The organism is Nitrospira sp. MA-1 (genome assembly GCA_032139905.1).
Classification (GTDB): domain Bacteria; phylum Nitrospirota; class Nitrospiria; order Nitrospirales; family UBA8639; genus Nitrospira_E.
Genome location: JAQJDB010000006.1, coordinates 909,923 through 931,090, shown reverse-complemented (window position 1 = coordinate 931,090; position 21,168 = coordinate 909,923). Strand labels below are relative to the sequence as shown.

The window sequence follows — 21,168 nt, the reverse complement described above, 5'->3', positions numbered from 1 at the left end:
AACCGTTCCTCCCGATTAGTCCCTGGAAAATGCGATGCCTTGCGCCAGTGGCAATTCAGTTCCCCAATTAATCGTATTGGTTTGCCGACGCACATACGCCTTCCACGCATCGGAGCCGGCCTCTCGCCCCCCGCCCGTGTCCTTCTCCCCTCCAAACGCACCACCAATCTCGGCGCCGGACGTACCGACATTCACATTCGCAATTCCACAGTCGCTCCCTTGTCCGGATAAAAATTGTTCGGCATGCCGAACGTGTAAGGTAAAGAGAGCAGAGGATAATCCCTGCGGTACCTGATTCTGAAGCAGAATAGCTTCATCCAGCGTGGAGAATGGTATCACATAGACGATCGGCGCAAAGGTTTCCCGCTGCACGACTTTCCATCGATTCTCCGCACGCACAATGGTCGGCTCCACAAAAAACCCAGGGCCTTCAAGGACTCTTCCGCCATAAAGGATCTCTCCGCCATCCTGAACTACTTCCTCAAGGGTCATGCGATACTCTTCCAAAGCCCGTTCGTCGATCAGCGGCCCCATCAACACCCCTTGATCTAAAGGATTTCCAATCTTCACCTGCCGATAGGCATGGAGCAGACGTTGCACGACTTCTTCGTAGCGAGTCTCCTGCACCAACACCCGTCTGGTCGTCGTGCAGCGCTGGCCGGCAGTGCCCACAGCCCCGAACACAATTGCCGGAATAGCCAGTCCCAAATCTGCCGTCTCGTCCACAATCACCGCATTGTTTCCGCTGAGTTCCAACAAGCTCCGCCCTAATCGCTGCCCAACAACTTTGGCAACTTTCCGCCCCACTGGGACAGAACCGGTGAACGAAATGAGCGGCAACCGCTCATCGGCGACCATGGTCTTGGCCAGTTCTACCTGATCGGTAATGAACACGGAAAAAATTCCAGGAACGCTCTGTTCTTTCATCACCTGATTACAGATTTGTTGAACGGCCAGGGCACAGAGAGGCGCCTTCGGAGAAGGCTTCCAGATCACCGAATCACCGGCAATGGCAGCAAGGAACGCATTCCACGCCCACACCGCGACGGGAAAATTAAAGGCGGTAATCACTCCGACCACTCCCAGCGGATGCCACTGTTCAAACATACGATGCTTGTCGCGCTCAGAGGGCATCGTCATGCCATACAACATACGGGATTGCCCCACGGCAAAGTCCGCCATATCAATCATCTCCTGCACTTCACCGTCCCCCTCAGCCTTGATCTTTCCCACCTCCATTGATACCAAGGAGCCCAATGCATGTTTTTTCGCGCGAAGCCCCTCTCCGATCAACCGAACCACTTCACCACGCTTGGGAGCAGGAACCTGTCGCCACTCTAGAAATGCCCGCTGGGATGCTTGAACGAGGGCGTCATAATCGCTGGCTGAGCTACGATTCACCTGTGCAAGGACCTGTCCCGTCGCAGGATTCACCGAATCCAACAGGCCCTCGCTAGTGGAAGCCACCCATCCTCCAGGGCCGGAACAGGCACCGGCATTTACCGCTCTCAGCCCTAATTCATGTAAGACATCCATTACACACCTCACTTCCTCTCACATCCCAAGATAATCACGAATACGAATCTTCCGGATCAAACAACTTCCCGAACCGGTTGGCCAGGATTGAGGGGAGACCAAACGTCTCTTGTGTCACAAATCCCCGAAACAGTTCGGGACGCTGAAAGACAAGATCCACCACGCTGCACATCCCGGCGGCCGTCGTCACCTGAATGCCAGACCACAGCTTTCCGGCAATCATGCGCGGATAAATTTTCTGCACAAAATTTTCTTCAAAAAGTTCATCCTTTCGCAAACCGGTGACAGAGGTATAGATCAGGACCACATCCTGCAAAGTTTTCGGCACGGCCTTTTCCAAAATACGCTTCAGGGTCTCTCGGTCATCATTCAGTTTCAGATCATTCATCAACAGTTGAATTTTTTCACAATGGCCTGGATAACGAAGTGTTTTATAATTCATCGTTCGCACCTTGCCGGAATAGGTATCCGCCAAAGTTCCCAACCCACCAGACGTGTTAAACGCTTCGTATAAGAGTCCATCAATTGAAATAGTTTCGTACCCTTCAAGCGGAAGCAAGTCAACTTCCTGACCGTTTTCAATTCCATAGCACATATTGCCGTACTCATTAATCAAACCATCCGTCGACCACGTCAACGAATATTTCAACACGTTGCTCGGATTCACCGGCAACGCCCCTACCCGCATCTTCACCATATCTACTGTATCAAAGCGGGTCATCAGTTCATGCGCAACAATGCTGATAAATCCTGGCGCCAGGCCACATTGCGGAACAAATGCCTTCTGCGACCCTTTACTGACATCCTTGATGCCCTTGGTGACTTCGACATCTTCAGTTAAATCAAAATAATGGGCGCCGCATGAGCGCGCCACCTCTCCAACTGCTAAGTTACAATAATAGGGAAGGCTGGAAATGATTCCGTCCGGCTCAACCGATTCAATAAATTTACTCAGAGCTCGCGAGTCCTGCACATCGACGGAAGACACGTGAAAATGCTCAGGTCCAATGTCCTTTTTCAGGCGCACAACCACCTCTTGATCCACATCTCCAAGGCATATTTCAAAGTCGCCACACTCAGCCAATAACGTAGCGATGAGCGACCCTATTTTTCCACCTCCAAGGATACAGATTTTCCCCATAGGCACCCCTTTTCCAAAAATTCCCTTCTTTTCTATTTTACTCCTTTTTAGCCCTCATGGTAGTGGGTGGGAGGATAAAAAAAAATTCTACCCACGGCTCCATGTAGAGCCTGGAACATGAAGATGAAAGGTATATGGCATTGACAGTTGAATTAACCCGAGATAGCGTCACTCAAGTGACGCCTCCAACAAATACAGCCTGATGACATCCTCTGTCACTTTGTATTCCGACTATGTTGGTCCGTATTGCTTTTACGCGGTACATCTCATTTCCCAAATAGCCGCCACCGAAACGTTGACTATCAAATGGATGCCATATGGACTGTGTCCGGATCCTCAACCCACATTACGACCGAACGGGGAATACGTTAAAATGGTGTGGTGGGATTGGGTTTGTCCCATGACCGAACGGTTGGGTATTCCCATCAAACTTTCGAACATTTTCCCTCAACCCCATACTGGCCTGGCATTTGAGGGGTATCAATACGCACTTAGTCAGGGACGGAGGCCGGCGTATACCCGCCGAATGTTTACCGCATTCTTCCAGGGAGAACGCAACATCGAAGAACTCTCGGTAGCCACAGAGCAGAGGAACTGAAATTTAAAACATTGGGTTTGAAACACGCGCTAAATTCAAGGAAATATCAGGAACGCCACCGACAGGCTCCCCGGGACGCACAAGAAGAGAGACATATCACAACCATTCCGACCTTACTAAAGGGCAGGCACAGACTTGAGAGGCTACCCTCTCTTTACAACTTCGATTATTTCTGAAAAAGATTAAAGACTGAGCATTTCAAAAAGAAGAGAAAGTGATGGATGTGAAAAAGACGAAAAGAATAGTGGCAGGATTGGTTGCTGCGTTCTTACTGTGGGGACCCGTCTTCTGCTTTGCAGGCTCCGAAACGATTCAAGATTTTCGACTGTGGACTCCAGTGTATCTAAACTTTCCTATCTCCGGTCCGGTGAAAGGATACTTGGAGGCCAATCCACGACTTTCCGACGATGCCTCACAAATCAACCAGCTCCTTCTTCGACCGGCTGTCGGCTATCAACTCACATCCACCATCTCGCTCTGGCAAGGGTACGCCTGGGTTGCTAATTACCAACCGAGCTACAGCCAGGAACATCGGATATTTCAGCAACTCATTTACAACAAAAAATTTTCAACATTCACATTATTCAGCCGGTCCCGTCTCGAAGAACGGTGGATCCAACATGCCATCGGAACAGCCGTTCGAGCCCGAACCATGCTTCGGGGAACGTTCCCGCTGCCGGCCTCCCCTGCCCTCGCAATCGCCGTCTATGATGAAATTTTTGTAAACCTCAATACTATTCGCCAGGGGCCTGAAGCCGGATTCGAACAAAACCGGTTTTTTCTGGGTCTAAACTACACGTTCTCCCCCAATCTCAATGTGGATGCCGGGTATCAACTACAGATCATTAACACGCCCCTTTCAGGTACAGTCAACCAGGCTAACCATATTCTTCTTCTGCAGTTCTTCATCAATCTGTAAAATTTCCCACGGCTATCAAATTGAGGTCGGTTAGCCATGATAGTGGCTAATAGATCCTCTGACGAATGCCAGATGGTTATTCTGGAAAACCCGTTTCTCAGTCTTTTCTCTCTCCCAACTTTTGTGAAGATCAGCACAGAAAAATTGCGGTTCAGTACGGAGCAACTACATGTTTTACCCTATATCCTCCTTAATGTATCTTCCTCTAAGATGCACCACCTTTGAAAACGCAATTGTTTTATATAATTTTTCCTCGAAACGACTCCACTTACTGTGGAGTAGACTCGAAAACTTAGAAGTCAGGTGGGCACACCTGATCTCATCCAGCCACCCAAGGAGGGGTAATCCCTATGAAGAGGATTTGGATTTTAGTCCGAATACCACAAGGCATAGTGTATGACCCGACAAATACCTTCCTTGAGTGTTGCAGCCAGAGTTACGGCCATCCCTGTCTTTTTTCTCCTCGGATTGTTCGCTAGCCCTGTTTTCTCGGCTTCTTCCATTAAACTAGCTTGGATCGCGAGTCCGGAACCGGACCTCATGGGATACTATGTGCATATGGGCACATCCCAAAGGTCTTACCACACCACAAAAAATGTCGGCCTCAACCCATCATATGTTTTCCAAAACCTACCAGAGGGACTCACTTACTATTTTACGGTGTCGGCGTATGATCAATCAGGAAACATCAGTGCACCCGCAGAGGAAGTGGCAATGACACTTCCAACACAGAACATGAACCCGAATCCTCATAAAAATCAGGACCTGAATGGGGACGGCAAGGCCGATCTGGTCTTTAGAAACACGAAAACCGGAGAGGTAGTCGTGTGGCTGCTCAGTGGCACGAGCGGCACGGCATCAGGCATTCTGGGCCAATTACCACACGAATGGGCACTGAAGGGATCGGGCGATGTGAATGGAGACGGGAAGGCCGACCTCATTTGGCGCAATGCCATCAGCGGCGCGGTGGCCATCTGGCTGATGAATGGCTTGACCATCATTTCCACCAGCTTTCCCGGCAGCGCACCGGCGGCTTGGGCTATTCAAGCCGTCGGGGATCTCAACGGCGATGGCAAAGCCGATCTCGTCTGGCGCAACACCCTTGATGGCAACACCGCCATATGGTTCATGAATGAGACCGCGATTGTTTCTGCTGGTTTCCCGGGGGGTGTCTCATTAGGGTGGCAGATCGCCGCAGTGGGCGATGTAAATGCGGATACCAAGGCAGATATCATTTGGCGTCATGGCACCAGCGGTGCGGTGGCCTTGTGGCTGATGAATGGCTCGACCGTCACCTCCACGAGTTTTCCCGGCAGCGCGCCAACGGCTTGGGATATTCAAGCCGTCGGGGATCTCAACGGCGATGGCAAAGTCGATCTCGTTTGGCGCAACACCCTTGACGGCAACACCGCCATATGGCTCATGAATGCAACGTCAATCGCCTCATCAGGCTTCCCGGCGACTGTGCTGGCAACATGGCAGATTGCTGGAGCAGAAGATGTGAATGGGGATGGCAAGTCAGACGTCATCTGGCGCAACAACAGCAATGGAGCTGTGGCGGTATGGCTAATGAACGGGGTCGCCATAACCTTTACAACCTTTCCCGGTGCCGCTTCCACAGACTGGGAAATTCAATAAGCGGGAATTCAAAAACACCAGGCTGCTTCTCTGAATGGACTCATGGGCCAACCCGACGAATGGAATTTATAAAAAATCTTCTCCCCCCCGCTTCCCTAGAATAACCAACCCCCCTCCCCAATCTGGAAGAATTCGCTCAACTCAATCATCTCTTCCGCCCAAACAACCTCTTTTCCCTGTTGCCAGCACGTCATCTGCCGAACATGGCCTTTCCCAAAAGGTGGCGCGCAGTTATTTCATCACACCATAAGAGAATGTTCGACGGAATCATCAGGCCGGTGTGGTCATGTCCGGATGAGCAGCCAGAATAGTTGCCAACAAACCCATCCCTGTGGTGAACAACCTGGGGTCATGACGGTTCGGATCGTTTTGTATTTTTTTTTGGTCGCACCTGCCACCATGATTCCTCATCCTGACAATGCAAAACTTTCACCATTGCAGTGGTGATCGAATCAAAATTTTCATAGAAATCGTAAAATTACAACGATAGACATTAGGCATGGCCACCAGGAATTTCACCTATGAGCCTGCCCTTCCGTCTCCTCCTTTGCTAACTAAGTTTAATTTCGTTTCCTTTTTCCCATGATCATTCCGCTCGTTTTTTTATATTCTCCGGTTTTCCTCTGCCTAGATTCTTCATAACCCAATGTTGTCTTTCTAAAGTTTTTCCTTACTTCTCCGAAATGTTCGGCAGACAGTTTGGGGGTGTAGGCCACACAATAGGGAGACAGAGGATAGGAAAAAGTTGACCAATTCATGAAATCCTCTTCCCGAAACGGCACACCTACTGTGAAGTAGGGTCGCAAAGCCAGGAGTCAGGTGCCCGCGCCTGATCGTCCGGCTACCGAAGGAAGGCGTCATTCGCAGGGGGAGAAGAGGATGAAGGCGTCGATCCGATTGGGACAAGGAGGAGAGTATGGTCAAACATTTGCCCCACCTGGGTTTCGCAAGCACACACTTGGCAGGACTGACGCTGTTTTTCTTCGGATTGTTCGCTAGCCCCGCTTTCTCCGCTTCTTCCATCCAACTGACTTGGGACCCGAATTCCGAACCGGACCTGATGGGCTATTATGTGTATATGGGCACATCCCAAGGGTCCTATCACACCACGAAAAATGCCGGCCTCACCCCATCGCACATATTTCAGAACCTGCCGGAAGGGATCACCTATTATTTTACGGTTACGGCTTATGATCAATCAGGAAATATCAGCGAACCCTCGAAGGAAGTGGCCATAGCTCTTCCGACTCATGGTGGAAATGTCCCACCTACCGATACCACGCCCCCCACGATTGTCCTCATGAGCCCGCAAAATTCCAAACCCCTAAGCGGCACCATTACTGTATCCGCCACCGCCTCAGATAACATTGGTGTGGTGGGTGTCCAATTCAAACTCAATGGAAACAATTTGGGGTCAGAAGATACCACCAACCCATTTTCGTCATCCTGGAACACGACAGCCGTTTCGGATGGCTCCTACACCCTCAGCGCCACAGCCCGCGATGCCGCAGGCAATACGACAACCTCTGCGCCGGTGACCATTACGGTATCCAATGCAACCTCCCCTGGATTAACTATTTCCAATCTGACCGTCGCCAGTAAGCAATCATATGTCGTACCCGCAGCAGGCCTCCAAGCTGGGGGCCTGGTGTATATTGACCGCTCCTTTACGTTTACTACAGTACCCGCAATCGTCGAGGGAGCCGCCTTTATCCAGACTGCCAATAATGACAAAGCAGCTACGAACACCGGATTCCTCAGCTTCCATGTGAATCAACCAGTGACGGTCTATGTCGCCCATGACGTTCGTGTTACCTCCAAACCTTCTTGGTTGAGTACCTTTACTGATACTGGCAATGACCTTGGTACATCGGACACCACCCTCCACCTTTTTGCTCGGGCATTCCCCGTCGGGACCATCACTCTTGGTGGCAATGCCGGTAGTGATTTGAGCATGTATTCCGTCATCGTCCAACGACAGAACTCGAATCAAAGGACCCCCAAAAATCACGATCTGGATGGGGACGGGAAAGCCGACCTCATCTGGCGAAATATAAAGACCGGCGAGGTTGCCGGATGGCTGCTCAATGGGACGAGTGTCGCAACATTGGGAATCCTGGGCCATTTACCCATGGTATGGGCCATGAGTGGAGTGGGCGATCTTAATGGGGATGGCAAGGCAGACCTTGTCTGGCGCAATAACACCAGCGGGGCAGTTGCCGTATGGCTGATGGACGGATTGACCATCACCTCGGCAGACTTTCTCGGCTCGGTCTCCACGAGTTGGGCCATTCAAGCCATTGACGATATGAATGGTGACGGCAAGGCCGACCTCCTCTGGCGCAACACCACTGATGGCAACACCGCTATATGGCTTATGAATGGGAAGGCGATTGTTTCCACTGGTTTTCCAGCTGGTGTCTCATTAGGGTGGCAAATCGCCGGAGTGGGCGATGTGAATGGTGATGGTAAAGCCGATGTCATTTGGCGTCATGACACCAGCAGCACGGTGGCCATTTGGCTGATGAACGGCTTAACCATCAATTCCACCGGCTTTCCAGGCAGCGTCCCGACGGCTTGGGGAATCCATGCCGTCGGGGATGCCAATGGCGATGGCAAAGCCGATCTCGTCTGGCGCAACAACACAGACGGCAATACCGCGATATGGCTCATGAATGGAACAGCGATTGCCTCTTCCGGCTTCCCGGGGGCAGTATCGGTGGCATGGCAGATAGCAGGAGCGAACGATGTGAATGGTGATGGTAACGCCGATCTAATCTGGCGGAACCGCAGCAATGGAGGTGTGGCGGTATGGCTGATGAACGGCTTGACCATCGCTTCGACGGGTTTTCCCGGGACCACTTCCACGGAATGGGAAATTCGATAGTACGAAGGTTACAGTACAAGAATGACTACGCTACATGGCCTCGTGCACAACTCGGGATATGAAATTTTGGAAATTTCCAATCAGGGAGGACGAGGCTAGGCCTTTACTTCATATGATGCGGCAATAATAATGATAGGGTACTGCCGATCCGACAAAACAGCACGTTGGGCACTCTCACAAACTACAACCACGTTTACCCGGCCCTCATCCCAATCACCCCTCTCCCATTCTTTAATGCCCGGCCCCGGCTTCTACATAATTTTTAGACTTCCAATTCCATCTTAGCCGTGAAACGCGGCCATCTCGAGCACATCGGGAAATCTGTCCTACTACATCATGCACGACATGGAAAACCGGAATTCAATCTTTTCTCAAGCTTGTCATTTGTTCTAGCCCTTGGTAGAAATCGCCCTGCAAGACATCCCCTTGCCCCCGCTGGCAAGCCCGGATGCAATTATTTATGCGAATATATTTCCTCGTTTTTCCAAAAAAGATCCCTGCGTGCAATCAACAAGTATGAAGGAAAGGTCCTCTCCGTGACCGATCCCACATTACACTACCATTCCAAATGAAGAATGGGACCCATTTCTTTGCCTCAATTCCATTTTCGTTTCGTTGGTTTTGAGATTTTTTCTCATAAATTTTTTGTACTCCCTTAAACTCTGCTCTCTCTAAAGTTTTTCCTTACAGGTCCGATATAGCTCGGCAGACCATTTGGAGGTCTAGGTTACAAACTAGAGAAACAAACAGTAGAAAGAAAGTCCACCATTTCATGAAATCCTCTTCCCGAAACGGCACACCTACTGTGAAGTAGGGTCGCAAAGCCAGGAGTCAGGTTCCAACGCCTGATCGTCCGACTACCGAAGGAAGGCGTCATTCGCAGGGTGGAGGAGAGGATGAGGACTTCGGACCGAATACCACAAGGAGTCGAACATGCTCCGCCACATGATCCCCCTGAATTTCACCAGAAAAACCATTGCCGGTCTTGCATCCTTTTTCATCGGATTATGCATTAGCCCCGCTTCCTGGGCATCTTCCATCCAACTAGTCTGGGACGCAAATCCAGAACCCGATTTGATGGGATATAATGTGTATATGGGCACATCCCAAGGGTCCTATCACACCACAAAAATTACCGGACCCAATCCTTCCTACTTGTTCCAGAACCTGCCGCAGGGAATCACCTATTACTTCGCGGTCACTGCATTTGATCAGACAAAAAACGAAAGTCTTCCTTCGGAAGAGGTGAGTATAAAAATTCCCGATACCATTTCGCCGACAATGCCTGGAAATCTTACGTTGAATTCAGCATCAAATACCCAGGTAGCGTTTTCATGGACAGCCTCTACCGATAATGTCGGCGTGACCGGATACGATGTGGCCAGGAATAATGTGGTTGTCGGGCAACCCGGCACCAATGCTTTTGTGGATAAAACGACCAGTCCGGGCATGACCTATCACTATACTGTTAAAGCCCGGGATGCCGACGGGAATGTGTCCGCATCGTCTGCTCCCCTACAGGTCACTACTGCCCAGGGAATGGCTCAACTGGAGGTGTTCATTAGCGGCAGTGGATCTGTTGTTTCTACTCCTAACGGAATTAATTGCCCAAGACGAAGTTGCTCAGCCAGCTACCCACAGCAAGCCGTGGTGACATTGACCCCTCAACCAGGAAAGGGCTGGACATTTTCGGGATGGTCCGGCAGTTGTACCGGAACGGCAGCATGTTCCTTAGCCTTCACAGACCATAGGACCGTTAACGCTAATTTCACAAAGGTTATCCAGGCCAGATCAGTCAAAGACTCTAGAAATATGGGAAGACAAAGGCGAACGAGATAACGCACAAGCTTCTCCATGCCCTTGGTGCCCATGCATGGTTATAGACTTAGAGTTATTGGCGGTGGCATTAAACTAGCCCTTTGACGGTGTCAAATAGCCAACCGATGGATTCAAAATTAATGGGTCCGTTCCCGAATGCCAGAAGAGATCTCAGCCGATTTAACAAACCAGACGCCCCAGCGCTGATGGCAAATGATAGATGAGTAATCCAATCCAACCAGCCACTACCTTTTGAATGTTTTCCGAAAACCGACTTCCCCTTCAGAAAAGTCCCGCAATAGCCCATTGGTGTTTTCTTTCATGCCGCTCGCTCAGGCCCATATCCATTCCCAACCGATTTCTAAAGCCTAAAGGCAGGAACCAATCGCTTGAACTGAACAACTTTGAATTCGGTCTCGTCCTTGTTCTTGCTGCTCGAAGGTATCTGAGGCTATTCTAAATTTGACACTGATCGGACAAGCCGTTATGCCATATAAGGACTTCAAAAGTTTTTCCTGAGAGAATACAATGGAGATCTGTAGGCCAGCAGGCCTGGTATAAAAATTTAACGAAGGCAAGCATTCACCCAGTCAATGCACGCTTAAATTCACGAAGAGGAGGTCAACGAGACGGTATGGCTAAACTGATCGAGCAACCCACGAGGATTAAACCTGCAGGGAACAAACCCAAACTCATCGACGAATACATCGGACGGGTGAATTGCGAAACAGACCAAATCAGCATCGCGCGCATGCAAAGTCCTTCCGGCTGGGAAGAGCCTGGGCAGACGCCTGAATTTGATGAATATACCCTGGTCCTTTCCGGGCAACTACGGGTGGAAACCAAAGAAGGGATAATTGAGGTGAATACCGGACAGGCGGTCATCGCCTATCGCAATGAATGGGTGCGGTACAGCACCCCCGGTCCTGAGGGGGCGGAGTATATCGCGGTATGTCTCCAGGCATTTTCCCCGGAGACGGTACATCGCGATACGGATTGAAACGGGTTTCCATGAAAGCACTTAGCAGAGAGCCGGGACTAACCGCCGCTAAAATCCTTCGCGCACGTGGCAACCGCAGATGCCAAACTCAGGCTAAAGATGTTGATGCTTACGGATGATGATGATGGTGGCCCCCGCCAAACCGGAAATTATAGCCGAATGCCTGAGGCCCATAACCCCAATATCCAGGGCCATCGCCATAATAGCGTGGATAACCCCAGGGAGGTTGGAGATAGGTGCCGATAGGCGGAAACTGGGCATAGTCATAGGAAAAACCATAGGAGTACGCGTAGGGAGAAACATACGGCGGCCGATAACGGGAATTCTGCTTAGAGTTCTGAGCTTTGTTCAGGGCTAACGCTTCCTGACGATCCAATTTCTCTTTGAGCTGATTGATTATCCCCTCCTGTGCCTTCAATTTTTCTGCCAACTGGTCGATTTTTTCTTGTTGAAGCTCCCTCAACGTGGTCACGCATCGGTCTTGAGCATCTCCAGAATATCCGGAACATTCCCAAGGAATAGTGGTAGCTTCTGCGAAGGCCTGGGGATCATTCAAAGACAACCCTACCCCGACTCCACAAACTAGCACGCATCCGATCCAACGGCTTAACCGGGAGGTCTTTGACGGGAACTGCTTCATGATTGTGTTCATGTCCTCCTCCTAATTGAAGGCATATAAGATTTTATCATGGCTTTGCGTGGTCCTACAAACGAGAGCCCTTCAGACTAATAAAGAACTGAAGAGTCATGAAGTCCCGAATGATCCATTGACACCTTTTTCCGGAATTCGTAGCATTCACCCCACTCCCCTTGCACAGAGGTTTTCATTCTTTAAAGCCAGGGCACGAAGACGTTACTCCCCAAAAAGACATTGATTTCGCATGGGACGCACCACACGGTTACAGACTCAAAAACCCATCCGTTGTGGATGGGTGGGCACGAAATCGCACTTCATTCCCTATCATGATGAAGAATGGGGAATCCCCGTCCACGAAGACCACCGCCACTTTGAAATGCTGACATTGGAAGGGGCGCAGGCTGGCCTATCCTGGTCAACCATTCTGCTTCGTCGTGAAGGGTATCGTCGGGCGTTTGCCGCATTCGACCCCGAAAAAGTCGCACGCTTCGATTCCAGAAAAATCGCGGTGCTCCTTCAAGATACCGGGATCATTCGGAATCGCCTCAAAATTGAATCGACCGTCACAAACGCCAAAGCCTTTCTCACCATTCAGGAAACGTTTGGGTCGTTTGATCAGTACATCTGGGATTTTGTGGGAGGTGCGCCAATAATCAATGACTGGAAAGCAATGGCACAGGTTCCAGCCACGACTCCACAGAGTGACGCCCTCTCAAAAGATCTCAAGCAACGAGGATTTCGTTTTGTGGGAAGTACCGTCATCTACGCCCATATGCAAGCGGCCGGATTGGTGAATGACCACACCACTGATTGTTTCAGACACCCTTCCAACCTCCTACCACAAACTTCCTCCCAAGTTGCTAAAGTCCCGAATAAAAGCAATTATCGGGCAATCAAAGTCAAACGAATATATGACACCCCGGCCCCAGATGATGGGTGTCGGATTCTCATTGACCGGCTATGGCCTCGAGGGCTTTCAAAAGAAGCGGCCAAAGCGGATCTGTGGCAAAAGGATCTTGCCCCATCTCCAGCCCTGCGAAATTGGTTTCACCATGAACCGAAGCGATGGGAAGAATTTCAAAGACGTTACGCAAAAGAGCTTGGGCAAAAACCCAAAGCAGTCGAAGAGCTATGGCAACGCATACAACAGGGTCCAGTCACCCTTCTCTTCGGGGCAAAAAATCAAGAATGTAACCATGCACTCGCCCTCAAAGCCTATCTCTCCCAGAATTATGAATAAAAGCGCCATTCCTATAACCGGCCAGAGCTTTTGAATCAGAACGTATGAAGACTTGTTGGACAAGATGATGTCACGGGATGTGGGCCAGCTTGTGTGGCCACATTGGCCAAGGTCTCCTAACAGGAAATCAAAACAATCGCACTGGCAATGGAAATCACCGTGACGGATTCGCATCTGGTCTGATTCGGGCTTCTTTCGAACACCGTGCCACCAGAATAGGATTTAAGCCCTGTCGAGAGAACAACAGATTGTTTCCTGGAAGGCCCTGCCTTCCCATGTACTCATTGCCACAAAATGGCACCGCAAAAAAAGCAAGCGTTCTGACATTGGGTGATCTATTGGAAAAATTCCAACCAACCCGTGCTTATGGATCATACATTTACTCTCCGCAAACACGTCCGTACCGATTTCGAAAAATTCGACACAAATGGCTTATCGCCGTCCATCATTGGATTTAAGGAATTTCTATAAAAATATTAATCAAATTTTTCGCTTTTGATTGAACGCATTTTCCTTGCGTACATTTAAAAAAACCGTTATTATCGCGCATGATTTTATCATTAGCCTCATTTCCAATTCATCCTGCCTTATTTTTATCATGTCGAGAGATGTCACAAGCCCGATCCAATCGCTCAGGGGAGGTGCATCATGATCGAGGATTCGCCAATGTACCGGCAGATTCAACATTCTTCTTAAAAATCGGCTTGATACAACAATCAATTTATTCGGGTGCGAATTCGTCGGCTCCTTGAGTCAACATAAACAAAAGGTCGAAGGATATTTGTGATCATCTTTTGACCAAAGCAAGTCCTGTGTCGGGACCCCACATTATAGCCATGCGGTGCGCCTGAGCATGAATCATTTCGCCCAATTTCTAAGCCATAGACTACCCTCAGTTGGTATGTTTAAAGGAGTCAGTCTGCCATCACATCAAGCTCCGGCAGTCCTAAAAACACGACCCACCGACATAACTTTCCCCCCTGCACCGAATCCTCCCAGGTTCCCTATTATGACTCATTCATTGAATGGACCGATGGGAAAAGCGCCTAGATAACAGGTCGTTCAATTCTATGACCATGAGGGTTCCCCCCATAACAGTCCAAAAGCCACAGCCGAATCTTCAGAAGGCTCTCATTGGGGGGCTGGCATTGGGAATTTTCGTGGCGGACTGCCTGACTCCACTTGGAATTGGCATGGGCAGTCTGTACATTCTGGTCGTCGTGGCCACTTTCCCCCTCAACAATCCAGGGGCGACAAAAATCGCGCTAATCGGCGCGATTCTCTTAATTTTCCTGGGCTATTGGGGCTCTATTTCAAGGTTAGAATATGAAAGAGCCACGCTTAATCGCTCCCTCTCCACTCTCTGCGTCTTGGTAACAGGATATATGACGTTGAAAAACATTTCTTCCAGACAGGCACTCCAAACGGTCAAGGAAGATCTCGAAGTCCAATATGGCTTACAAACCAAGGAACTGAAAGAGCAAAATCACACAATGACGGTTCTGCTAGAAGATATGAAATTGATCAAAAATGACCTTGAGGACAAGGAGCGTCGGCTACGCGTGTTCGTTGATGCCTTCCCGAGTGGCATGTTGATTGTTGACCATCTCGGCAAGGTGGTCTTTGCCAACAAATTAATTGAAACTCTCTTTGGGTATTCACAAGATGAATTAATGGGGCAATCCATCGACACGCTCGTTCCCAAAAGATTTCAGCAGGAACATGCCCGACATCGAGTTGCATTTCTCGAAAACCCAAGTACCCGAGCCATGGGGGCAGGACGGGATCTGTTTGCCCGACGGAAAAATGGAAGCGAGTTTCCCGTAGAAATCGGCCTGAATCCCATCAACACGCCAGATGGCTTTATGGTGCTCAGTTCAGTCGTAGACATTTCAGCCAGGAAACAACACGAAGCTGAACTCAAACGCTTAAATCAACAACTGGCCAACCAGAATCAGGAACTGGAAGCCTATAACTATGCCGTTTCACATGATTTGCGAACGCCCTTGAGAGCGATTCAGAATTATGCAGATTTCCTGTTAGAAGACTTGTCCACCAAAGTTTCATCAGATCAAACACTGTATTTGACCGGCATTACCACCGCCGTATGCGAAGCGGAAGACCTGGTCTCTGATCTCCTTGAACTCTCGCTGTTAAATAACAAAGATTCTTCTCCTCAGGTCTGCCACATCGGTACCATCATTCCCAAAATCCTGCTCCTTCTGAATTTAGATAAAGACGTAGAAGTTCACACGCCTGCTGAATGGCCAACAGTCCTTGGCCATGAACATCTGCTGAAACAGATTTTCCAGAATCTCCTGGCCAATGGGGTCAAATTCAACCACTCCTCCCCAAAAGTGCTGAAGATCAATTGGATGCAGGAACGCCAGGGGTTTATCACCTTTACGGTTGAGGACAATGGCATCGGGATCTCTGAATCATATCAGGATAAAATTTTTCAGGTCTTTGAACGATTGCATACGACTCGAGAATATGAGGGAACCGGCATCGGTCTGGCAATTGTCAAAAAAGCGGTGAGCCGGCTGGGCGGAGAAATACGCGTGAAGTCCGAATTGAGCAAAGGCAGCATTTTTTCATTCACGGTACCGATGGGAGAAAAACATGATGATGCAGGAAACGCGGAACTTAACGATTTTAATGGCGGAAGATAACCCCCATGATGTCCTTGCCACCAAACGGGCCTGGGAACAATTTGGCTTTGGGAATCATCTGCATATTGTGTCGGATGGCGAAGAATGTCTGGAATATCTGTTTCACCAGGGGAAATATTTGGAATCAAACATCTTTCCTGACCCTGACCTCATTCTTCTGGACCTCAAACTTCCCAAACTGGATGGGCATCAGGTCCTCCAAACCATTCGGGCAAAGGATCAGTTCCGGTTTTTACCTGTCATCATTCTCACAAATTCCACTCTTGAGAGGGACCGGAACAAAGGATATGAATATGGATGTACGGCATTTCTCAAAAAACCGGTCGGATACGCCAACTTTGCCAATCTCTTAAAATCCCTCCGGACATTCTGGAGTTGCGTGGAACCCTACGCCAAGCCATTATCAGCCTAAACGAACGGGTAACCACATGTCCCTGGTCCAGGAATCCGGATTATCAGCTCTCCTCATCGAGGACAACTCCCACGAGCGAATCGCGATCCGTCGTTCGCTTAAGAAGGACGTTCACACCCTTCTTGAATGCGAAAGTGCAGAGGAAGCCATTCGTCATGTGGAACATTCCTCTTCCGAATTTGACGTCATCATCGCCGACTTCAAACTCCCAGGCATGGATGGCCTCACTCTGTTTCGCACATTGCGTCAGATGAAATGCGTATCTCCGTTTATTCTCTTAACAGGCAATGGGTCCGAACAGATTGCCATTGAAGCCTTTAAAGCCGGGGTGAATGACTATTTGGTCAAAGCGTCTCAAAGCGGCTACTTGGATTTATTGCCGGCCCTGGTAGCGGAAGTCATCCAGCATCATCGCTTGAAAATCAGAAATGAGTTACTGGAATTGTCACTCAGAGAAGCCAATGAACGGTTTCGCCAATTCATGGAGCATTATCAGGGGATTTTTTGGCTGACCGATTTTCAAGAACCAAGAAGGTTACTGTATGTCAGCCCAACCTATGAAAGGCTTTGGGAGCGCCCGGCTCTTCAGCTAACTCAAAATCCATTGGACTGGCTTGAAGCCCTTCATCCCAAGGACCGGGACCGCATCGAAAACGCCTATCTGAAATTGAGCGTCACCGGAGGCTATAACGAGATTTATCGAATCATTGAGTCGGACGGATCCACCCGATGGATCCATGAACGAGGACTTATCAATCACAGGCAAGGAGGGTATCCCTACCGGATAACCCGGCTGGCTGAAGACATCACCGACCGCACCACGATGTCAGAAGCTCTTCAAGCCAGCGAGGAACGCTTTGCACAGTTCATGGCCCATCTTCCGGGTTTGGCCTATATGAAAGACGACCAGTATCGGTTGATGTATCTGAATCCGGAATTTGAACAGGTGTTCAATATTGATCTCAAAAACTGGATAGGAAGAACCGTTCACGACCTAATGCCTCCCGACACAGCGTCCAGGATCCAACACGATGATGCCCGGGTGCTCTCACAAGGTCAATCCCTCGAAATTCTCGAAGACATTCCTCTCAAAGACGGCCTCCATCAGTATTTAACCTGCAAGTTCCCAATCCTTCAAAATGACCGTCCACCGATACTGGGCGGTGTGTCGATTGATGTTACAGGTCAGTTCAAAGCCGAGATCCAGAGGGATCACATTTTTTCCCTCTCTCTGGATCTCATGTGTAGCATCGGCATTGACGGATATCTCAAAAAGACCAATCCCGCTTTTGAAAAACTTCTGGGGTATACCCAAGAGGAACTGTTATCCCAACCATTGATATTTTTCACTCATCCCGAGGATCGGATATCCACCCAGGCAGCGTTCCATCAACTCGCTGAAGAAAAAGATGTGGTGGATTTCCAGAACCGCATCCGTGATATCCGAGGCAATTACCTCTGGCTGGAATGGCGTGCCACTCCTCAGCTTCAGGAAAAAGCCATCTATGCCGTCGCCCGGGATATCACCCAGCGGTATCACGCAACTAAAGCGCTCCGCCGATATGAACAAATAGTGTCGACCAGTTCCGATTTTCTCTGCTTTTTAGATGAGGAAAACTGCCTGCAAGCCGTCAATCATGGATTTTGTGAATATTTCAATCTGCCTGCCCGGGAAATCACCGGTCGTCACATCCGGGATTTTGTCGGAGCGGATTTGTTTGAAACACAGCTAACCAGTCATTTAGCGGAATGCCGAAAAGGGCGGGTCGTCTGTTTTCATCAGCACCTGACATTTCCAGAAGGAACCATTCGCTTTATGGAAGTCAGACTGAATCCCTATGTAGAGCCGGACGGAATTATTTCAGGCGTGACGGCCATATGGAGGGATCTCACCGAGCAAAAACGCCTGGAACAGCATGTGAGACAAACACAGAAGATGGAATCCATAGGCACCCTGGCCGGAGGAATCGCACACGACTTCAATAATATTCTGATGGCGATTCTCGGATGGGCGGAAATGGGAACCTGGAAACATCCCCAAGGGGATCCCGCATATAAATATTTTGAGCAAATCGGAATAGCGGGAAAACGTGGACGGGATCTCATCCAGCAAATCCTCACCTTCAGCCGTCAAACAGAACACCAACCTCGCCCGGTCGATCTGGGTCCGGTTATTGAAGAATCTCTGACTCTGCTCCGTGCCACCTTTCCTTCTAACATTGACCTGCGTGTAGTTATTCATCAAAAAATGAATATGGTGTTTGCCGACCCCGTTCAAATTCACCAAATCATCATGAACCTCTGCTCTAATGCCGAACAGGCCCTTCGCCCCAATGGCGGAACTCTGACCATCAACCTTCTTGCCATCATCATTGAAAAAGACGACTTCCGATTTCCCCCTACACTGAATCCCGGAAGGTATGTGCAGATCGTCGTCAGTGATTCCGGCCCTGGGATCCCCGATCATATCCTTCCAAAAATTTTTGACCCGTTCTTTACCACCAAATCCGTCGGAAAAGGAACGGGAATGGGATTGGCAGTGGTACATGGCATTGTGGAAAATCTCCGAGGACACATTTCGGTACAATCCTCCAATAAGGAGGGAACCACCTTTCTCATCGCCCTGCCCGAGTACCAGATACCCACTGACTCCTCCCTTGATTCAAAGCCTTCCCCCATCTGCCCCGGAAGCGGTCATGTGCTGATGGTGGATGATGAAGTGTCGATTACGGAAGTCTTGAAAGAATTCCTGGAGCATCTGGGGTATACCGTCACTGTCCGCATTAACCCCTTGGAGGCCCTTGAAGTGTTTCGCATGAATCCCCACCAATTTGACTGTCTCATCACCGACCAAACGATGCCCACACTTGGAGGAGACCTGCTGTCTCGAGAAATTCTCAAAATACGCCCCGATATGCCCATCATCCTTTGTACGGGCTTCAGTCATACCATTGACATGGAAAAGGCTTTGGAACAGGGAATTAGCGCATTCCTCTACAAGCCAATCCTGCTGGATCAACTAAGCCAGACGCTCACCCGGGTACTGTCGCATTCCAAACCCGAAATTCCCGGATCATGACTGAGACTCTAGGATTTCTCTCCTAAAAAACCTTTGTCTGACGGGTGGCATTCAAATACCCCAGAAGGATATCCCGCCTGGCCACGACGCCAAGGAGTTTGCCCTCTTCATCGACCACCGGCATTCGAATCAAATGCTTCCCTTCAAGTCGATCAATAATATCCATAGCCGGCGTTTCCCGCTTCACCGTAACCGGTGCAGGTGTCATCAAGTCGCTCGCCGGAACTCCTAATAAAGAACGCTCCTCTTTAATGGCATGGAGAAGATCGAACTCACTGACGATACCAAGCAAATGCTGGTCATGGTCAACGATCGGCACGCTCCCGAAACCCTCCTCGGTCATCGTCTGCGCCAAGGCTTCTGCCGAATCTTCAGGATGATAGGCATACACGGCATCTTGCATAAATTGCTCGGCAATAAGACCTTTAAAGTCCCTGGCTCCAACGATGTAATCAACGCGTCGCATAATCCATCCCTCCTTATTCAGGGAACTAGGGTGAGCTCATGTGTTGAAAGACCATAGGGCACTATCAGATCCTTCAATCCAACGTCACTCTCCACATTCCCAACGCTATGAGGCTGAAAATAAGACCTTCCATCATCCCTTCCCCCCAAACTGTCAATCGGGGGCTCAACAGCCATACTTTACACATCATCCACCCCTGCCAGGCTTTTCGCATGGCCTCACCTCCTTCCCCTCCTCGACGACACTCACCTATGAGAATTTCAGCTTCATCTTTGGATCTATTATGTGTGTTTCATGACGAAAACAAGAAGGCCTTCCGGGCATGTGCATCCCCGAAAGGCCTTTTTATGGATCAATTCCGATAGGGTGAGGGAATAACGAGTTACCCCATGACGACCTCGATTTTCTAGATTTTTTCTACCATGCTCCTTTTTTAAATAAAAGTAAAGCGCCTCATTTTAAGAGAACCCGGGCACAGGCACGGTGAACAGTGCTGTGCGAAAAAAGACCACGAGCAGCACTATTAGAAAAACACATGACGTGTGCTTCAGCATTCCCGTAAAATTCTTGAGGGCCCTGAATTACATTGTCTACTAGCATAGGCCTCCTCGACTAAAATGAGGTAAGATTTCGTACGGGTTCTTTCACGCACATACATATGAAACTTCGTCCCCCGCAAGACACTTTAGCAAGTTGCTGTTGGCTCGCCCGTATGACCGATAAAGTGCGGGCTTCCCAACAGCGGAACCTCCCCCTTCTCTATCGCTTATCGTTGGGCAGCCCGATTGGCATTGACGGCTATTTTCTTCGGCATTTCGGCCTGTCTTTTTGTCAATTTCGAAATGCCGTCATGGAAATTCGTACGGACATAGACCTGGAACAGTGGTTCCTCGGTCAGCCGGGAGTGAATCCCTCAACTATTTCGAGCTGGAATGACTTTGCTCCCAGGCTAGGCACCCCAGGCTATCCTGTCTCCTTTGTACGACATTTCATCAAATGGTTCGTCTATCCCAAATCCATCAAGCACCCGGTGAACAGCCTTTTTGAAATGATTGAACAGGATGAAGCCCCTTAAGTCCGCTCCCTTCCTGTTGTCATGGACCCTCACCCAACACCAATACATAC

The 21,168-nt window shown here is 49.5% G+C and carries 15 protein-coding genes, 1 pseudogene and 2 riboswitches; of the genes and pseudogenes, 12 read left to right on the top strand and 4 right to left on the bottom strand.

Annotated elements, in window-relative coordinates; genetic code table 11:
• Positions 1 to 15: 15 nt before the first annotated feature.
• Together PJI16_11450 and PJI16_11445 are read right to left on the bottom strand one after the other, a co-directional pair.
• Entirely contained in the window at positions 16 to 1,536 is a 1,521-nt protein-coding gene (locus PJI16_11450; GenBank protein MDT3778171.1) for an aldehyde dehydrogenase family protein, read from the bottom strand.
• A 34-nt stretch (positions 1,537 to 1,570) separates the two neighbouring features.
• Positions 1,571 to 2,677: a saccharopine dehydrogenase C-terminal domain-containing protein gene (locus PJI16_11445; protein ID MDT3778170.1), complete on the bottom strand. Its 1,107-nt coding sequence runs from the start codon at positions 2,675 to 2,677 to the stop codon at positions 1,571 to 1,573.
• Between the two features lie 202 nt (positions 2,678 to 2,879).
• On the opposite strand from PJI16_11445, the gene PJI16_11440 reads away from it, so the two are divergent.
• The 6 genes from PJI16_11440 (at position 2,880) to PJI16_11415 (ending at position 11,537) form a co-directional block, all read left to right on the top strand.
• Positions 2,880 to 3,275: a DsbA family protein gene (locus PJI16_11440; GenBank protein MDT3778169.1), complete on the top strand. Its 396-nt coding sequence runs from the start codon at positions 2,880 to 2,882 to the stop codon at positions 3,273 to 3,275.
• A gap of 217 nt (positions 3,276 to 3,492) precedes the next feature.
• A complete protein-coding gene (locus PJI16_11435) occupies positions 3,493 to 4,194 on the top strand; it encodes a DUF2490 domain-containing protein (GenBank protein ID MDT3778168.1) in 702 nt (233 codons plus the stop codon).
• Positions 4,195 to 4,590: 396 nt separating this feature from the next.
• Positions 4,591 to 5,832 carry an FG-GAP-like repeat-containing protein gene (locus PJI16_11430; protein ID MDT3778167.1) on the top strand — a complete coding sequence of 414 codons (1,242 nt, stop codon included), beginning with the start codon at positions 4,591 to 4,593 and terminating at the stop codon, positions 5,830 to 5,832.
• A 767-nt stretch (positions 5,833 to 6,599) separates the two neighbouring features.
• Positions 6,600 to 6,681: riboswitch (cyclic di-GMP riboswitch) on the top strand.
• Positions 6,682 to 6,748: 67 nt separating this feature from the next.
• Positions 6,749 to 8,719 (top strand): FG-GAP-like repeat-containing protein, encoded by a 1,971-nt coding sequence (locus tag PJI16_11425; protein MDT3778166.1) that lies wholly within the window; start codon positions 6,749 to 6,751, stop codon positions 8,717 to 8,719.
• Between the two features lie 783 nt (positions 8,720 to 9,502).
• Positions 9,503 to 9,584, top strand: a riboswitch (cyclic di-GMP riboswitch).
• A 68-nt stretch (positions 9,585 to 9,652) separates the two neighbouring features.
• Entirely contained in the window at positions 9,653 to 10,558 is a 906-nt protein-coding gene (locus PJI16_11420) for a hypothetical protein (protein ID MDT3778165.1), read from the top strand.
• A gap of 613 nt (positions 10,559 to 11,171) precedes the next feature.
• Positions 11,172 to 11,537: a cupin gene (locus PJI16_11415; GenBank protein ID MDT3778164.1), complete on the top strand. Its 366-nt coding sequence runs from the start codon at positions 11,172 to 11,174 to the stop codon at positions 11,535 to 11,537.
• Between the two features lie 109 nt (positions 11,538 to 11,646).
• Here the strand turns inward: PJI16_11415 and PJI16_11410 are convergent, their stop codons facing one another.
• Positions 11,647 to 12,189 (bottom strand): hypothetical protein, encoded by a 543-nt coding sequence (locus tag PJI16_11410; GenBank protein ID MDT3778163.1) that lies wholly within the window; start codon positions 12,187 to 12,189, stop codon positions 11,647 to 11,649.
• Positions 12,190 to 12,418: 229 nt separating this feature from the next.
• Between PJI16_11410 and PJI16_11405 the strand changes: the two are divergent.
• The 5 genes and pseudogenes from PJI16_11405 (at position 12,419) to PJI16_11385 (ending at position 19,577) form a co-directional block, all read left to right on the top strand.
• Positions 12,419 to 12,997 (top strand): annotated as a pseudogene (locus tag PJI16_11405) (DNA-3-methyladenine glycosylase I).
• Between the two features lie 69 nt (positions 12,998 to 13,066).
• Positions 13,067 to 13,414: a DUF488 family protein gene (locus tag PJI16_11400; GenBank protein MDT3778162.1), complete on the top strand. Its 348-nt coding sequence runs from the start codon at positions 13,067 to 13,069 to the stop codon at positions 13,412 to 13,414.
• Positions 13,415 to 14,484: 1,070 nt separating this feature from the next.
• On the top strand, positions 14,485 to 16,086 hold the full coding sequence (locus PJI16_11395; protein MDT3778161.1) for an ATP-binding protein: 1,602 nt from the start codon (positions 14,485 to 14,487) through the stop codon (positions 16,084 to 16,086).
• The gene (locus tag PJI16_11390) at positions 16,037 to 16,498 is read left to right on the top strand and encodes a response regulator (GenBank protein MDT3778160.1); all 462 of its coding nucleotides are present in this window, start codon (positions 16,037 to 16,039) and stop codon (positions 16,496 to 16,498) included. Before PJI16_11395 ends, PJI16_11390 begins: the two co-directional genes overlap by 50 nt.
• Positions 16,499 to 16,514: 16 nt before the next feature.
• Positions 16,515 to 19,577, top strand: coding sequence for a PAS domain S-box protein (locus PJI16_11385; protein MDT3778159.1), 3,063 nt, complete (start codon positions 16,515 to 16,517; stop codon positions 19,575 to 19,577).
• Between the two features lie 22 nt (positions 19,578 to 19,599).
• Here PJI16_11385 and PJI16_11380 read toward each other — a convergent pair whose 3' ends face one another.
• Positions 19,600 to 20,043 carry a CBS domain-containing protein gene (locus tag PJI16_11380; GenBank protein ID MDT3778158.1) on the bottom strand — a complete coding sequence of 148 codons (444 nt, stop codon included), beginning with the start codon at positions 20,041 to 20,043 and terminating at the stop codon, positions 19,600 to 19,602.
• 658 nt (positions 20,044 to 20,701) lie between these two features.
• On the opposite strand from PJI16_11380, the gene PJI16_11375 reads away from it, so the two are divergent.
• Positions 20,702 to 21,118: a DUF5069 domain-containing protein gene (locus tag PJI16_11375; GenBank protein ID MDT3778157.1), complete on the top strand. Its 417-nt coding sequence runs from the start codon at positions 20,702 to 20,704 to the stop codon at positions 21,116 to 21,118.
• Positions 21,119 to 21,168 lie beyond the last annotated feature (50 nt).

Coding starts and splice junctions, on each gene's coding strand:
- PJI16_11450 (MDT3778171.1), bottom strand. CDS start 1,536: ATGGATGTCTTACATGAATTAGGGCTGAGAGCGGTAAATGCCGGTGCC.
- PJI16_11445 (MDT3778170.1), bottom strand. CDS start 2,677: ATGGGGAAAATCTGTATCCTTGGAGGTGGAAAAATAGGGTCGCTCATC.
- PJI16_11440 (MDT3778169.1), top strand. CDS start 2,880: ATGACATCCTCTGTCACTTTGTATTCCGACTATGTTGGTCCGTATTGC.
- PJI16_11435 (MDT3778168.1), top strand. CDS start 3,493: ATGGATGTGAAAAAGACGAAAAGAATAGTGGCAGGATTGGTTGCTGCG.
- PJI16_11430 (MDT3778167.1), top strand. CDS start 4,591: ATGACCCGACAAATACCTTCCTTGAGTGTTGCAGCCAGAGTTACGGCC.
- PJI16_11425 (MDT3778166.1), top strand. CDS start 6,749: ATGGTCAAACATTTGCCCCACCTGGGTTTCGCAAGCACACACTTGGCA.
- PJI16_11420 (MDT3778165.1), top strand. CDS start 9,653: ATGCTCCGCCACATGATCCCCCTGAATTTCACCAGAAAAACCATTGCC.
- PJI16_11415 (MDT3778164.1), top strand. CDS start 11,172: ATGGCTAAACTGATCGAGCAACCCACGAGGATTAAACCTGCAGGGAAC.
- PJI16_11410 (MDT3778163.1), bottom strand. CDS start 12,189: ATGAACACAATCATGAAGCAGTTCCCGTCAAAGACCTCCCGGTTAAGC.
- PJI16_11395 (MDT3778161.1), top strand. CDS start 14,485: ATGACCATGAGGGTTCCCCCCATAACAGTCCAAAAGCCACAGCCGAAT.
- PJI16_11390 (MDT3778160.1), top strand. CDS start 16,037: ATGATGATGCAGGAAACGCGGAACTTAACGATTTTAATGGCGGAAGAT.
- PJI16_11385 (MDT3778159.1), top strand. CDS start 16,515: ATGTCCCTGGTCCAGGAATCCGGATTATCAGCTCTCCTCATCGAGGAC.
- PJI16_11380 (MDT3778158.1), bottom strand. CDS start 20,043: ATGCGACGCGTTGATTACATCGTTGGAGCCAGGGACTTTAAAGGTCTT.
- PJI16_11375 (MDT3778157.1), top strand. CDS start 20,702: ATGAAACTTCGTCCCCCGCAAGACACTTTAGCAAGTTGCTGTTGGCTC.